This window comes from Priestia megaterium, assembly GCF_046599315.1.
Taxonomy (GTDB): domain Bacteria; phylum Bacillota; class Bacilli; order Bacillales; family Bacillaceae_H; genus Priestia; species Priestia megaterium_F.
In genome coordinates this window covers 615,129-629,827 of the sequence record NZ_JBKIKC010000002.1, presented here as the reverse complement: position 1 = coordinate 629,827, position 14,699 = coordinate 615,129, and the positions used below count along the sequence as shown (strand labels likewise).

Here is a 14,699-nt window from a genome sequence, read left to right as displayed (position 1 = left end):
AAGCAGATGAAGATATATTTCTCTTTGACTCTTTTTACATGTAAAGCTCTATTGAAAAATATAAAATCTCTCATACTGCTATTTATGATCCCTGCTCTGTTTTTACTTGGAGCAGGGATCATTATTAGTCAGACCATGCAAGGTGAGGAGAGAGTCAATCGATTTCCGATAGCGATTGTGGATAACGATCATACCGCGCAAACGAAGTACGTCATCGAACAGCTGGCTGAAGGTAAGCTCCGCAGAATCATGAAGCCTCTTTACACGAATGAACAGAGAGCGAAACAGCTGCTGCAGCAAAATAAAGTGGCAGCCATTGTGACCTTGCCAAAAGGTTTTAGTCACGATATCGCGCTTGGAAAGAATCAGCCTTTACACGTTATTGGAAATAGTAATAAGCCGCTTCAGTCACAGCTGTTTCGCTACGTGATGGAAAGTGCAGCCGACTACACGTCAGCCGCTCAAAGCGGTATCAATACGGTTGATTTCTTTTTAGAAAAAGGAAATGTCTCTGATGAAAATCGACGGGCAGAGTTTAAGAAGAGCTTAGTAACGTTTGGGCTTCATGTATTAGATAGAGGAAGTTTACTTGATGAACAAGTAGAAACAAGTTTCTTTCAACGAGATATGAAGCAATATTATGTCGTGTCTTTTGCTGCTTTGCTGCTTATGATTTGGAGCTACGGGGGATGGCTGCTTGCTAGTGAAACGCAGACTCCTCCTGTGCTCGCGAGAATGCAAACAAGAGGTGTATCTTTTGTCCACATTTATTTAGCGCAGCTGACCGCTCTGTATGTTCTTTTGCTACCGGTATCCATCGTTGTATATAGTGGTCTCATTAAGGGATTAAAACTGCCTGTAACGGGTACGTACGGAGAACTTTTTTTGGCGATAAGCGGAAGTTTGTTTGCTTTTTTATGTTTGTTTTTACTGCTGTTCGTTCTCTTTTTATCACAAAAAGCTTATCAAATAATCGGTTTGCTGTTCATTTTGCTTAGTGCGATTTTAAGTGGACATGTCGTGCCAGTCGTCTATTTACCAGACTGGGCGATCGGTTTTCAGAAATGGTCACTCAATACCCGCGTTTTAGAGCTGTTATTTTATGAATTTGATGGATATAACACAAACGAAGCTTTTCTTTACCTTAAGCCTATTCTCATTACGGCAGCAGGAAGTTTTGCTATTGCTGTTGGCTACGTGATGACCCTACAAAGGCGGTGGAGAAAATGATAAGTGAAAAAATAAAGCAGCTGCTGAAGCGTCCTGTGCTTGTTGTCATGATCTTCTTTTTACCTCTGATAGGAACGATTATTAGCAGCTCGGTTTTAGCAAAAGTAGAAAGTGATTCAAAGATACCTGTTGCTCTTGTCGACCAAGATCATAGCAAAATGTCTACACAAGTGATCCATCGGCTTCAGAAAACAAAAGAAATTCAGTTTCTTTCTGTCAATGAAGAACAAGCTAGAAAGCAGCTGGAACAAAATAAAATTGACAGCATTTTTGTGTTTCCTAACGGATTTCAACAAGAAGTAGAAGCAGGGAATTATCAAGGGGGAATGGATTTGCTTACGCTTCCTTCTTCTATTGCTACAGAAGCGGTTCGAGAAGTCGTGGCGAGTGAAGTGACAAGATTAACGACAAATGTCAAAGCGGCGAATGAAGTGCGTTTTTTATATAAAGTCTATAACATTCATGAAGCGCCGGAATTATGGAAAGAAGCGTATCGTTATACAGATAACCAGTGGAAGCCACAGCCGCTGATGACAATTGATTACGAAGCAGAAGGAAGGAAGAGTACGAAGCAAGCAGGCGTTCAAATGACCGGATATGTCCCGCTGTGGGGGTTCTTTACGCTTTTACTTTGCTGCATCACATCAGATTGGATGATTAAAGAGCGGAGGCATCTTTTTAAACGAATGAAAACGATGCAAAAAGGTCTTCGCGGTTATATTCGAAATGTCAGCGCGGCTTATGTTGTGTTATACGTACTTCAAGCTCTCATCAGTTTTGCTCTATTTAAATGGCTTTATGGATTAGAATCTTACGGTGTGCTGCTGTATATGTGTATCTATGTTATTGTATGCGTTGCTTTTAGCACCTGGCTTGCAAGTGAAAGTCAGCGAGTTGGATCTTATTATATGATCAGCGTCATCATGGTCACAGGACTCAGCATCATAGGGGGGAGCTTTTTTCCGGTAGGAGAGCTTTCTGTAACGATTGAAAAAATAAGTCAGTGGCTTCCGCAGCATCTGCTTCTGTATCAGCATGCATTACCATTTACGTTCATTTGGAAAGAGATAGCTTTTTCCATTGTATGCATAAGTTTGTGCTGGTTTAAAATAGTGTGGAATGTGAGGAGCATCAAATGATTGAAATTAACAATGTTAGTAAAACATACGGAAAAAAACGGTCGTTGGCAAATGTTACGCTGACCGTAGAAAGTGGAGAAGTCATTGGTCTTTTAGGATCAAACGGCGCGGGTAAATCAACGCTTCTGTCTATTTTGTCTACCATTACAGCTCCTTCAAGCGGGAATGTCACGATTGGGGGCTTATCGCTTAAGAAGAATCAAAAAGCGATTCGAGAAGTCATTGGCTACGTGCCACAAGACGTAGCGCTATGGGAAGAGCTTAGCGTAAAAGAAAACATGAAGATGTGGAGCAAAATGACTTCAGGCTCCGTGTCGAATGAACAGCTTCAGTCTCTTTGCTCAGCTGTACAGTTAGAAGGAAGATGGAAGGAAAAAGTGAAAAACTTATCAGGAGGCATGAAGCGAAAGTTGAATATAGCTGTGGCGCTTATTCATGAACCGTCCGTTTTGTTAATGGATGAGCCGACAGTCGGAATTGATTTACAGTCCAAGCTTGAGATCATTCGTTATATCAAACAGCTGGCTGCAAAAGGAAAGACGATTATCTATATCACCCACGATTTGAATGAAATCTTAGACGTGTGTCATCGGTTTGCGGTCTTAAAAGAAGGAAAGCTGGAATTTGTCGGCACGATGGACCAAGCGAGGGAAAAGACGGGAGAAGATGCAGAAGAAAACGTTGTATATAAGCTGCTGCATAATTGAGATCAAGCAATGATAAAAAAAGAGCCGCTTCAGGAAGAAGCGGCCCTTTCTATTATGCTTGTGTAACTTCTTGTTCCGGTGAATGACTTTCAGACTGCACGCGTTCTTCTTCAGGAAGGGCACGTACTTCTACTTCTTTCATTTGATGACCGTCCATTTCTTTTGCGATAAACTCGTATCCAAAAAGTTTGAACGATTCGCTTTCTTGGATATCAATGTTTTGCATTAGCATCCAGCCGCCAATTGTATCAATATCGTCGTTTTCAATTTCGATATGAAGCACTTCGTTGACTTCTTCAAGGAGTACTTTTGAGTTAAAGACAAAGTGCTGATCGCTGATTTTTTGAACAAGCGGCTTTTCATCTGTATCAAACTCATCTCGAATTTCTCCAACGATTTCTTCTAAAATATCTTCAACGGTAACGATACCAGCCGTACCGCCGTACTCATCAATCAATACAGCCATATGCGTCCGTTTCTTTTGCATCGAACGCAATAGGTCTTGAATCGCTACGGTTTCAATTACTTGAATAATAGGGTTCATGTATAGCTTCACGCTTTGCTTTTTTAATGCGTCGTTAATCACGACATCGTTTAGAATTTCTTTAACGTTGACTAAGCCGATAATATTGTCTTTGTCTCCGTCAACGGTAACAGGGTAACGAGTGTAGCGATCTTCTACAGCAAGCTTTAAGAAATCTTCAATGCTATCATCTTCCGAAACAGCTGAAATTTCTGTTCTTGGTACCATGATTTCGCGAGCAACACGATTATCGAATTCAAAAATGTTGTTCACGTACTTATATTCAGACTGGTTAATTTCCCCGCCTTTAAAACTCTCTGATAAAATAATGCGCAGCTCTTCTTCACTGTGTGCAAGCTCATGCTCTGAAGCTGGCTTTAATCCAAACATTCCAGTTAATAAACGGGCAGATCCATTTAGTAACCAAATGAAAGGGAACATGATTTTATAGAATAAAATTAACGGACGAGCAAACAATAACGTAACTGTTTCAGCTTTTTGAATTGCAAATGTTTTTGGCGCTAATTCACCAACAACTACGTGAACAAACGTCACAAGCGCAAACGCGATAATGAATGAAAGAATATGTGTTAAAGATGCAGCAATACCCATTTCTTCAAACAGCGGTTCTAAAATCTTCGCAACAGTCGGTTCTCCTAACCAACCTAGTCCTAAAGCAGTAATCGTAATACCAAGCTGACACGCAGATAAATACTCATCTAAGTGTGTCGTTACGGTTTTAACCGCATTCGCTCCTTTTTTTCCTTCAGCAACAAGTTGATCTACCCGTGAACTACGAAGCTTCACAATTGCAAACTCTGAAGCAACGAAAAAGGCAGTGAGTACAATTAAAATCGCAAAAATAATTAAGTTAATGGTTATCAATGAATATACTTACTTTATAGTGCTATAAAGTAAGTAAACACCTCCTGTAAATAATAAATTTACGACAGCAGCATCAGTAAAGAGTGCAAAAGAGTGACGCTTTCTGGTGAAAGCCGATTCATCATTACTTTTCGATCTTCTTCATTAAGCTTTTCCATAAGCGGTGCAACTTCTTTTAAACTGTCGTTTAGTACGTAAAATTTGGATGCCAATTCGTCTTTGGAGTGGCTATTCTCGGTTTGCTCTACAGAAAATAGAGAAGAAATCTCTTCAAGAGAACGGCCCTCGCGTTTTAATTTTTCAATTAAGTAAAGACGTTTCAGCGCTTCTTCGTTATAAAAGCGATAGTTAGAAGCAGAGCGTTCTGCTTTTAACAAACCAATGTTGGTATAATAGTCAACCGTACGTTTCGTTACATGTGCCATCTCTGCAAGTTCGCCAATTTTATATGTCGCAACCCCATCAGAATACCACCTCCTTTAACTGTATCAACCATCACGTGATGGTTTTTATCTACGTAACTATTTATCTTTTATCCTATCGTAATTAAGTATACGCGTGTAAGATCAAAAAGTTTCATTTTTTTATTAGCATTCAGTATATCTCAAAATAAGGTAGTTTGACAAAGATTTTAAGAAAAAACTCGCTTGTATTAAGCGAGTTTTTTAGTGGGATGACGTACGATAATGTGCATGCGTTCATACATATATTGAATACGTTCTGTATATTCCATGAACTCAGGGCTCATTGGAGATAGTTGATCAGCAATACGATGCATAACAGCAGCTTCTTTCTTTAATGCATCTAAATTTTGAGTTCGGTCGATTCTTGTTTTGAATGTTAACGAAATCATGTTATTTACCTCATCGTTATATTACTTGTTTTGAGGTACTATGTCCGTGACTTTTATCACTCTAGTCAAAGGTGCTAACGTAATTATTTGATGTTTGAAGTCATTTTGTGTAGGATGATTTAAAAAGGGTTTTTATGGGAGAATTAAATGAACTTAAAACGAATGCACCACGTAGCCATTATAGGAAGTAATTATGAACGTTCAAAAGCTTTTTATGTAAATGTATTAGGATGCAAGATTATAGAAGAGACATATAGAAAAGAAAGAGATTCATATAAGCTAGATTTAGAAGTAGCTCCTGGCTATCAAATTGAGTTGTTCTCGTTTCCAAATCCGCCAAAACGTCCTTCAAGACCTGAAGCGTGCGGCTTACGCCATTTAGCTTTTGCAGTTGAAAGCGTCGAAGGTTCCAAACGTGAATTAGAGCAGCGAGGGATTGATGTGGAACCTATTAGGGTAGATGAACTAACGGGAAAAAAATTCACATTTTTTGCTGATCCGGACGGGTTACCGCTAGAGCTTTATGAAGAGAAAAAGGGGGAATAAGTAGTATGTGCAATTATTTATTTGTATACGGAACGCTTCTTGAAGGAGAAGGTAATCATGGATTGCTGCATCATGCGCGCCCTATTGCCAAGCAGGCAAAGACGAAAGGGAAATTATATGACACAAAGCAAGGCTACCCTATGCTCGATATTGACAGTGAGCATGTTGTGTATGGAGAAGTATATGAAGTAACCGATCAGCTTATGTGGAAGGCGCTTGATGAATTAGAAGGGTACATTCACGAAGGTCATGAAGATAATGAATATGATAGAGTTGTTCAAACTGTCGAAACGGACCAAGGTGAATTTGAAGCTGTTGTATATGTAGCAAGAGATCGTTCGCTGCTGCAAGAATTTATCCCAGGCGGAAACTGGCGCGTATGGAAAGAAGACCTATTAACAGGCATGCTGTATTTTGCTTACGGTTCATGTATGGATAACGACCGTTTTATTCAGCACGGCGTTAATCAGCATTTCCAAGACTGTCTCGGCAGAGCTGTTTTTAAAGGCTATACGCTTCGATATAACCACGTTATTCATGACGGAGGACGTGCAGACATGGTTGAAGAAGGCGGAGTTGTTGAAGGGAAGCTATACCGCGTGCCTCCTGAAGCGATTACGTATCTGTATGGAAGAGAAGGGGTAGATAATAACGGCTATCGTCCTGCCATTATCTCTGTGGAGCATGAAGGAAAGATTGTAGATCATGTTCTTACTTTTTTTGTGTTAAATAAAGAAAAAGAAGTCGCACCTCCGGATCATTATTCGACTGAAATTATTCGAGGAGCGACAGGCGTACTTAGCGAAGAATACGTTCAGAAGCTAGTAGAGCAAGTTCATGCGCTAAAAAATAGTGATGTTGTAAATAACTAATATAAAAGCCTATTTGGAGATGTCCAAATAGGCTTTTTGCATTAGCTAAAGGAAACAGAGAACTCTGTTTGAAATACACCGTCTTTTGATAATCGATTAATGCCTAATTTTTCTTTGAAATTTCCGTTATGATCATGCGTATCTGCAATTCCAAACCAAGGCTCGATACAAAGAAACGGAGCGATTGTATGATTTTCTGCATTATACTTTGACCAAATACCTACATACGGGAAATCATGAAACTGAACGTTAATTTGATTCTCATTGACCGACGATTTAATTGTAATTCCGTCAATATGACTAAAAATTAGCGCATCATTTGCAAACAAATCGGCGCTTAGCGGAAGCTGATGCAGGTTTTCTACAGCTCCTTTTTCATGAATAAGCGCATCTTTTAGCACAAATTCTTTCGGCGTAGTTTCAGAAGGCTCTATTTCTAAAAAGTAATCAGAAATCTGCTCGTTTTTACGTAAAGGAATACGAAAAGCAGGATGAGCGCCAATTGAAAAATACATATCGCCTTTATCTTCATTCACTACCTTCCACTGAAACGTTAGGCGGTTGCTTTCCAGACGATAGCTAATTTCAATTGAACATTCAAACGGATATACGTCTTTAAAACGACCGTTTGTGGCAAATCGCAGCCGTGCCGTTTCGGTGGTTTGCTCGATCACGCTGAAAGTAGAATCACGCAAAAAACCGTGCTGAGGCAAAGAGTATACGCGCTGATCAACGGTATACTGATCATTTTTTAATCTGCCGACAATGGGAAACAATACGGGCGATACTCGTCCCCAATAAGCGGGATCTCCGCTCCACATAAACTGCAGGTCTTTTTCTTTATGAAATACTTCTACAACTTCCGCTCCTTTTTCTTGAATGCTGACTTTCATTTCGCTGTTTTCTAGTACAATCATTACAACATCTCCCAAATTATTCTTGTACGCTAGAGCTGTGTCAAACGTACTGGCTTTGCTTATATTATACCCTTCTTGGCAAAAAAGGTATTAATTTCCCTATTTTTGTTCAAATTAAATAGAAAAGGAGGGTTCAGATATGAATCATGCAACATTATTGCTCATTAAATTTGCAGCCGCACTTATTGCGTTTGGTATAGGCATTGATTTGTTTTTTGATGCAACCATCGGAGACATTATTTCCTTTAGCTTACTAACGACAATTTTGACATATCTAGTAGTGGATCGAATTGTACTGCCTCGAGTAGGCAATCGTGATGCCATTATTGTTGAATTTGTTCTAACATATATGAGCGTATGGATTTTTGGAACATTGTTATTAGACAGTTACGTTCAAATTGCTTGGGGAAGTATTATTTCTGCAGCTATTATTACGTTTGCTGAGGTTTTTGTTCACCGCTACTTATCCAACCATATTGAAACAAAAAATATAGCAAGAGCGCGCCCGGCTTTTAAGCGAAAACTAGCGTATGACACAGAATTTGCAGAAGAACAGCATGTAGAAAACAAGGAAAATCCAAAATAAAAAGAAAGCTCAAAAGTGAGCTTTCTTTTTATGTGTTAATGCATAAAAGTCATTTCCTTTAAAGGCCAGTATTTCATATTTACTTCTCCCATGATCGAAGAAACCGGAGTGAGGCCAAAATGCCTTCCATCTCGGCTAATGCGTCTGTTGTCACCTAGCACTAATACGTATCCGTCCGGTATTGTGCCGTCTGGAGACAGTTCGTACGTTGAAAAATTTTCAGTAAATCGCTCGTAAACGGGGACTTTGGATAAATATTTATGAAGATGCGGCTCTTTTTTGACTTTATTATTTATATACAGAACATCATCTTTGTATTCGACGGTTTCTCCTGGTAAGCCGACGATGCGCTTTACTAGAAAATCATTGCTATAGGGAGCTTGCAAAACGACAATGTCAAAGCGCTCTAGCTTGCTGTGTTTATTAATAATAATGCGATTGCCTTCGTGCAAAATAGGCTTCATAGAATCACCTTTTACAGTATAGGGCTGAAACCAATAGTGCTGAATGACCACAGAAAGCAAAACAGTGCCCAGGATAACGCTTGTGTATGTAAGAATTTCACGCTTTAATTTTTTATTGATCATAATGGATGAACACCTTCTTAACGGTAAGACTATCAATTTAAGTTTTTCATAGAGATATAACAGTGTTGATTGTACCATTCAGAACTAAAGTTTTCCATATCTATCTGTTTATGCGTGTATTCCAAGAATATGCTTGACGAAACAAAAAATGAAAAAAGCCATTATCCTAGAGAATAAAGGCTTTTCTTTATTATAACTGAGCGCGCTCAGTTCGAGTAGCTGGTTGATTTGGTTCTTCTTCAACCACAGGCTCAACAGGCTTATGCTGCTTGATTTCTTCTTCTAGTTCAGCAATTCGCTTGTTTTTCTGTTTCACTTGTCCCCTTAATTGAACAATTTTTACAAAGCTCAATGAAGCAGCAACAACTCCTCCAAACACAGCCGTTGTTAAGATGATTAAAATAAGAGGCCATTTTTGTGAACCAAATACATAGTTGAATTGTACCGGATCGTTATTAATTACAGCTAAAACAGCGATGATAAGAGCAAATATAAGTCCTAAAATAAAAAAGCTCTGTCCTTTCATAAGCTGCACTTCCTTTCTTTGCATGGTCATTACAACTTTTATAGCGAAACCATCTTAAGTGTTTGCTATCTTGCTTATAGGTATACGTATCCAGATTTAAACAAAATCAAACATTTTATTGATTATATATATATCTTTCTTTTAAAACACAATATATCTATTAGTGTAGAAGCTTTTTACATATCCAAAGACCTGTTATGGAAGAGTTTTTGGAGGAAAGACCTCGTGTATTCGTTTTTTTGCTTAAGCAGAAGGGGAGGTTTTATTTGAGTTATATATACACAAAGAGACCTTTATCCATTAAAGGTCTCACTTTTACTAAAATAAGAATTAGTACAGAAGCTGAGAAGCTGGCTTAATTCCCATAAATCACTTCATTATCTATCGCCCGGAGCAGGATGGTCTACACCTTTAACATGATGGCGATGCTGGTTGTCTTCACTGGTGTAAAAGTCATAATAGTGAACGTGCATACCGTTTCCAATGGGAATAGCTGGACCGGAGTAAGCTTTGTAATGATGGGTATGTCCGTCTTCAAAAACAACATAGCCCTCTGTGTAGTGAATGTGACTTCCGTCCTCGCTTGGAATTGGAGGAGACGTTACATCGAGGCACTGATGGACATGTCCTGACGCAACAGAAGTGTAGTCCACTGAACCATGGTTATGATGAGGAACAAACCCTGAAATAAAATCGTCTTTTCCTATCTTCTTCATTCTACTTCCCCCTATAAATTTAATTAAAATAAACTGCTTAAGTAAATTTTAAAATCTTTAAATAGGCATTTGAATGTCTCTTTTAGTTAAATTTAAAAATACATGCTATTGATATGAGCAAAGAAAAATAAATATGACATTTTATAATCCGTATTTATAAAATGGGTAGTTTTCCTATGTGTTTTGCCGTTTCTCATAGATAGATTTTGCATATATTTATTTAGGAAAGGACAAGTTATTATACGAAAGGAAGTCAGCGTAATGAATTGGGAAAATAGAAAAAGTCTATGTCAGGAGTTTGCAGGAGTTTGCTAGAATTCTAGGTGGACAAGGCAGCTTAGATGAAAATGGTGTTTGTTTGGTACAAAAGTTTCGTACGCTTCGGTTTAAAATTTTAGGGCGGCCAACACGCTTTCCATTAGTCACTCCTTAATTCTTCACTTTTGAAGATGTAGATAGCAAAGGAAGAGCCTTAAATCTGGGTAAAACCGTGCTTTTGCAAGAAGAGGTAAACCCATTATTAACTGAGCTGAGAAAAAGAGACATTAAGGTTACTGCCGTTCATAATCATTGGTTGTTTGAAGAGCCTAGAGCAATGTATATGCACTTTAAATCCGTAGAGCCACCGTTAGATTTTGCATGAAAGGTAAGAGAAGCATTTAAAGTATTAAAGGGATAAAAATCAGGTTTTTTATAGAACAAGTGTAGCTTTATTATTTAAATGTAAGATTAATAAAAATTTAAACATGTATATTATATATTGGTTTATAAGGTGGAGGGGAATAAAGTTCATAGGTTTTTGATCTGTAATTTTATTTCTACCTCTATCGCTAACTGTAACTTTTGTTATACGAACTTATAAAAAATATTCAAGCATTCCTATCAAAATAAAAAAAGCACGCGTTCACCGCGTGCTTTTTTTATGTATAAACTTAAAATGCATTTAGGTTGTTATCGCTTAACCACTGTTTGCGTTCAGCTGCATCTTCGAATAACTCATCTGCATTTGTAAATTGAGAAGCAATGACATATTCAATTGTTGCAAGAGGAGCTGTTAGCAAACGCCAGTTTAATACAATTGTATTGTCTTGAGTCGTAGCGTATTCTTCACCCAATTCGTCCCACTTAACAGATTCAGGAGCATTGTCTGCTGCTTTTTTAACAGATTTTAAAGCTTCTTGGAACTTTTCATCTGCGCGGCCTTGATACCACTCTGTTAATAGTTGTCCTATGCCTTCATTTGTTTGCTGCTCGTTCCAGCTCTCAGGTACTGTAGCAATGAATTTTGCACGGAATGTCATTTCAGCCTTTGTTACATCTCCGCGAACGATGTTTAAGCGGTATTGACGTCCTAGGTAAGGGAATTTGTCTCCTTCTTCAAAAGAACCAGTTTTAGCTGCAGAAGCTGCTGCTTTAGGAGCCTCTTTTTTAGCTGTTTCTTTTTTTACTGCTTCTTTCTTTGGAGCAGCTGGCTTTTCCTCAGATGGTTGTGAACCGTTTAGTTGTTTTAAAATCCATGTTGCTTTGCGTGCGATGATTGAACGCACATTGTTTTCATTAAGACCTCTCGGGACAATAACTTTTACCCCTTCTTTGTCACAAATTTGCACCGTGATATCGGTTCTATTTGGAACGACTTCAATTTTGTAGTCAATTGTTTGATTGCGTGTTTGATACGTATACATAAAATTTTTCGTACTCCTTTCTACAAATCTTCATTTTATAAGCAAAGGTAGAGTTTGGTCAAATGAAAGAATAATCAGACAGTTATCAACTGCTGTTGCAGCGCCTTGCAGAATGATATGTATTCCAATATTTAGTGGAAAAGCGCCGATAATAATTGCTTCAATTCTTCTTTAGTTTTTACAAAAAAATATAAAAATATGCCGATACTACTAATATAGATTAGACATTCTATGTCTTTAGATGGTATAGGTAATGAAAAAAAAGAGCGTTTCAAAGTTTACATGTGAAATGCTATATGTGATGTTCATAACACTTACTGTAATTGAAGTGACAAATTATTATCTTATTATGAAACAAGAGCAAGCAGCTTCGATTATGCTAGTGATTACATTTCTGTTTGCTTTTCTTACAACTACCGTGTTCTATTTTATCATACGTCGCTCTATAATTGCGGTTGAAAATTTAACGAAAGTAATGAAAGGGGTTTTTTCGTAAGCGGGGATTGATATTTGCTGAGTATAAGAAACTGTAAGTATTGGTTTTTATGATAGCCTTCATAGAAAGAAATAATGAAAATTGACACGTTATAAAAGCAGTTGTATAGTGAGTACGCAAGGCGGCAGTCTGTCTTTTTTAAATCTTAGTAAACTTATAAGTTAAATAAAACATTCAAGCACTACATAAGGAGACGAAGAGATGAAAAACAAATTCCGTTTGGCAACAAATGATGACGCAGATAGCTTGTTGAACTTAACTATACAAGCGTATAAGCCTATTCGAGAGCTAGGTATTCCTTTTTTAGCAGCTACTGCTAACCTTGCCCTCGTCAAAAAAAACATTTCTCAAAACTTTTGCTATGTATATGAAGAAGATGGAAGAATTGCTGCTACAGTGTCTATACGAATGCCTTGGGGAGAACATCCAGGTCCGTTTGCTGTTCCACATATTTGGTGGTTTGCAGTGGCCCCGTCGTTTGCCAGGAAAGGCGTTGGATCTAAGCTGCTGCATCTAGTAGAACAAGAAGTAATAAAAAATATGTTTAAGTCACCGGCTGTGTCTTTAGGAACAGCAAAGGAACATCCTTGGTTAGTTGAGATGTATGAACGAAAAGGATATGTTCAAGCTAAAGAAAAGCCTCTTACAGAAGGTTATACGACCGTATTTCTTTATAAAAAATTCAATGAGGTACACTCTTTGTCGTAAGAAATAGAGTATTGTCCCAAAATAAGAAATGTGAAAGAGTGATAAATATGACAGATCAATTACTACTAAACACGCTAATAGACGTACGCCGTGAGCTGCACCGATTTCCAGAGCTTTCAATGAAAGAGTATGAAACAACTAAACGTATTAAAAAATGGTTAAAGAACTACGATATTTCTGTAGTAGATGCATTCCAATTAAACGTAGGAGTAATAGCAGAAATTGTGGGAGGGAAGCCGGGACCTACTATTGCTATTCGAGCTGATATTGATGCGCTGCCAATTGAAGAAAAAACCAATCTGCCGTTTGCATCTGAAGTGACCGGTGTTATGCACGCATGCGGCCATGATTTTCATACAGCTTCTATAATCGGAGCAGCTATTCTTCTTAAACAGCGTCAACAAGAGCTTTGTGGTACGGTTCGATTTATCTTTCAACCGGCTGAAGAAACGGCTTCTGGGGCGAAAATGCTAGTTGAAAAAGGAGTGCTCGAAGGAGTAGAGGCGATATTTGGAATGCATAACAAGCCGGATCTTCCTGTAGGAACCATTGGTATCAAGTCGGGACCTTTAATGGCAAGTGTTGATCGTTTTGAAATGGATATCAAAGGAGTAGGAGGTCACGCAGGTATTCCTGAAAAAACTATAGACCCGATTGCAACTGCTGGTCAAATTGTTACTAGTTTACAAACCATTGTCAGCCGTAACCTCAGCCCATTTCAAAATGTTGTTGTCAGCATTACTCAAATCCATGGAGGGAGCTCGTGGAACGTCATTCCTGACAAAGTAACGCTTGAAGGAACCGTCCGTACATTTCAAGAAGAGGCGAGAGCAAAAATACCGGCTCTTATGAAACGAACTGCTGAAGGAATTGGAGCAGCTTCTGGAGCTTCAGTAGACGTTAAATGGTACCCATATCTTCCTGTAGTAAAAAATGATGATACGCTAGAAAAAATGGCTATTAAAGCGGCTGAAGACCTTAATTATCAAGTTGTGAAAGCTGAACAATCGCCTGGAGGAGAAGATTTTTCTGTATATCAGCAGCATGTACCAGGCTTTTTTGTATGGATGGGTACGGCCGGTGAATATGAATGGCACCATCCTTCTTTTTCATTAAATGAAGAGGCATTACTTGTAGCAGCTTCTTATTTTGCAAATATAAGTCTTGATTTTTTAAATTCATCTCATTACCCGAAAAATTAAAATATTTTAATTTTTCTATTTACGCGAACGCAATTATTTGATAAAATAAATTTTAAATTAATAAAGTTATCACGAGTGGACGAGAGATCTGGCTCTTTGACTCCACAGCAACCTACGAATGTAAGGTGCTCCTACCAGCAAAGCATGTGCTTTGGGTGATAAAACGGGTGAAAAACTCATTTTGCATCAAAGCAAAATGAGTTTTTTTATTTTTCTAAAAGGAGAGGATTTTATGAGTCATACAGCAGTTGCAGCACATAAAGGGGAAAAAGCATTAAAGGAAGCCGTGAAATTATTAGGAAAGCATTATCAAGTAGCTTATCGTGAATTAGAAACATTCTACGAAATTATAGTCGAAAGCCAAGCTCGTACATATGCTGTAGGCATAGATATTAAGGATGTACAAAAAGCGAATGAACTAGAAATTTATTCATCATGTTGTTCCAAGCTTGAGCGAGTAGGCTGTCTTTTATAGAAGTCTGCTCGCGCCTCTATTTTTTAAGTATTTTTGAATGAAAAGC

Annotated in this window: 18 protein-coding genes, 1 pseudogene and 1 riboswitch; of the genes and pseudogenes, 11 read left to right on the top strand and 8 right to left on the bottom strand. The window is 38.2% G+C overall.

Going from position 1 to position 14,699, the window contains the following annotated elements; genetic code table 11:
* Nucleotides 1–6 precede the first annotated feature (6 nt).
* From ACLHDF_RS10580 to ACLHDF_RS10570, 3 genes are read left to right on the top strand one after another with little or no spacing between them, the layout of a single operon-like run.
* Nucleotides 7–1,230, top strand: coding sequence for an ABC transporter permease (locus tag ACLHDF_RS10580; RefSeq protein ID WP_413918799.1), 1,224 nt, complete (start codon nt 7–9; stop codon nt 1,228–1,230).
* The gene (locus ACLHDF_RS10575; protein WP_413918798.1) at nt 1,227–2,369 is read left to right on the top strand and encodes an ABC transporter permease; all 1,143 of its coding nucleotides are present in this window, start codon (nt 1,227–1,229) and stop codon (nt 2,367–2,369) included. Before ACLHDF_RS10580 ends, ACLHDF_RS10575 begins: the two co-directional genes overlap by 4 nt.
* Entirely contained in the window at nt 2,366–3,076 is a 711-nt protein-coding gene (locus ACLHDF_RS10570; protein WP_413918797.1) for an ABC transporter ATP-binding protein, read from the top strand. The genes ACLHDF_RS10575 and ACLHDF_RS10570 overlap by 4 nt, the downstream gene beginning before the upstream one ends.
* 52 nt (nt 3,077–3,128) lie before the next feature.
* On the opposite strand, the gene ACLHDF_RS10565 is transcribed toward ACLHDF_RS10570, so the two are convergent.
* The 3 genes from ACLHDF_RS10565 to ACLHDF_RS10555 form a co-directional block, all read right to left on the bottom strand.
* Entirely contained in the window at nt 3,129–4,484 is a 1,356-nt protein-coding gene (locus ACLHDF_RS10565; RefSeq protein WP_413918796.1) for a hemolysin family protein, read from the bottom strand.
* A gap of 59 nt (nt 4,485–4,543) precedes the next feature.
* Nucleotides 4,544–4,909 (bottom strand): MerR family transcriptional regulator, encoded by a 366-nt coding sequence (locus ACLHDF_RS10560; RefSeq protein WP_413918795.1) that lies wholly within the window; start codon nt 4,907–4,909, stop codon nt 4,544–4,546.
* 227 nt (nt 4,910–5,136) lie between these two features.
* Nucleotides 5,137–5,337, bottom strand: coding sequence for a hypothetical protein (locus ACLHDF_RS10555; protein ID WP_413918794.1), 201 nt, complete (start codon nt 5,335–5,337; stop codon nt 5,137–5,139).
* Between the two features lie 147 nt (nt 5,338–5,484).
* Between ACLHDF_RS10555 and ACLHDF_RS10550 the strand changes: the two genes are divergently transcribed.
* Together ACLHDF_RS10550 and ACLHDF_RS10545 are read left to right on the top strand one after the other, a co-directional pair.
* Nucleotides 5,485–5,883, top strand: coding sequence for a VOC family protein (locus ACLHDF_RS10550; RefSeq protein WP_413918793.1), 399 nt, complete (start codon nt 5,485–5,487; stop codon nt 5,881–5,883).
* Between the two features lie 5 nt (nt 5,884–5,888).
* The gene (locus tag ACLHDF_RS10545) at nt 5,889–6,755 is read left to right on the top strand and encodes a gamma-glutamylcyclotransferase (RefSeq protein WP_413918792.1); all 867 of its coding nucleotides are present in this window, start codon (nt 5,889–5,891) and stop codon (nt 6,753–6,755) included.
* 41 nt (nt 6,756–6,796) lie between these two features.
* Here ACLHDF_RS10545 and ACLHDF_RS10540 read toward each other — a convergent pair whose 3' ends face one another.
* The gene (locus ACLHDF_RS10540; protein ID WP_413918791.1) at nt 6,797–7,672 is read right to left on the bottom strand and encodes an aldose 1-epimerase family protein; all 876 of its coding nucleotides are present in this window, start codon (nt 7,670–7,672) and stop codon (nt 6,797–6,799) included.
* A gap of 139 nt (nt 7,673–7,811) precedes the next feature.
* On the opposite strand from ACLHDF_RS10540, the gene ACLHDF_RS10535 reads away from it, so the two are divergent.
* Nucleotides 7,812–8,258, top strand: a complete 447-nt coding sequence (locus tag ACLHDF_RS10535) for a YndM family protein (protein ID WP_413918790.1) — start codon at nt 7,812–7,814, stop codon at nt 8,256–8,258.
* A 35-nt stretch (nt 8,259–8,293) separates the two neighbouring features.
* Here ACLHDF_RS10535 and lepB read toward each other — a convergent pair whose 3' ends face one another.
* The 3 genes from lepB to ACLHDF_RS10520 form a co-directional block, all read right to left on the bottom strand.
* Nucleotides 8,294–8,845: a signal peptidase I gene (gene lepB / locus ACLHDF_RS10530; RefSeq protein ID WP_413918789.1), complete on the bottom strand. Its 552-nt coding sequence runs from the start codon at nt 8,843–8,845 to the stop codon at nt 8,294–8,296.
* A 190-nt stretch (nt 8,846–9,035) separates the two neighbouring features.
* Nucleotides 9,036–9,371: a lipopolysaccharide assembly LapA domain-containing protein gene (locus ACLHDF_RS10525; RefSeq protein ID WP_014461129.1), complete on the bottom strand. Its 336-nt coding sequence runs from the start codon at nt 9,369–9,371 to the stop codon at nt 9,036–9,038.
* A gap of 377 nt (nt 9,372–9,748) precedes the next feature.
* Nucleotides 9,749–10,087 (bottom strand): YmaF family protein, encoded by a 339-nt coding sequence (locus ACLHDF_RS10520; protein WP_268577513.1) that lies wholly within the window; start codon nt 10,085–10,087, stop codon nt 9,749–9,751.
* Nucleotides 10,088–10,348: 261 nt separating this feature from the next.
* Between ACLHDF_RS10520 and ACLHDF_RS10515 the strand changes: the two are divergent.
* A pseudogene (locus ACLHDF_RS10515) lies at nt 10,349–10,730 on the top strand (DUF1259 domain-containing protein).
* A 289-nt stretch (nt 10,731–11,019) separates the two neighbouring features.
* Here ACLHDF_RS10515 and ACLHDF_RS10510 read toward each other — a convergent pair.
* A complete protein-coding gene (locus ACLHDF_RS10510) occupies nt 11,020–11,772 on the bottom strand; it encodes a M48 family metallopeptidase (protein WP_413918788.1) in 753 nt (250 codons plus the stop codon).
* Nucleotides 11,773–12,025: 253 nt separating this feature from the next.
* Between ACLHDF_RS10510 and ACLHDF_RS10505 the strand changes: the two genes are divergently transcribed.
* The 4 genes from ACLHDF_RS10505 (at nt 12,026) to ACLHDF_RS10490 (ending at nt 14,653) form a co-directional block, all read left to right on the top strand.
* A complete protein-coding gene (locus ACLHDF_RS10505; RefSeq protein WP_413918787.1) occupies nt 12,026–12,268 on the top strand; it encodes a hypothetical protein in 243 nt (80 codons plus the stop codon).
* A gap of 201 nt (nt 12,269–12,469) precedes the next feature.
* Complete coding sequence (locus tag ACLHDF_RS10500) at nt 12,470–12,976, top strand: GNAT family N-acetyltransferase (RefSeq protein ID WP_413918786.1); 507 nt, start codon at nt 12,470–12,472, stop codon at nt 12,974–12,976.
* A 47-nt stretch (nt 12,977–13,023) separates the two neighbouring features.
* Nucleotides 13,024–14,178: an amidohydrolase gene (locus ACLHDF_RS10495; RefSeq protein WP_413918785.1), complete on the top strand. Its 1,155-nt coding sequence runs from the start codon at nt 13,024–13,026 to the stop codon at nt 14,176–14,178.
* A 63-nt stretch (nt 14,179–14,241) separates the two neighbouring features.
* Nucleotides 14,242–14,343, top strand: a riboswitch (SAM riboswitch).
* 67 nt (nt 14,344–14,410) lie between these two features.
* Complete coding sequence (locus ACLHDF_RS10490; protein WP_413918784.1) at nt 14,411–14,653, top strand: hypothetical protein; 243 nt, start codon at nt 14,411–14,413, stop codon at nt 14,651–14,653.
* Nucleotides 14,654–14,699: the final 46 nt, after the last annotated feature.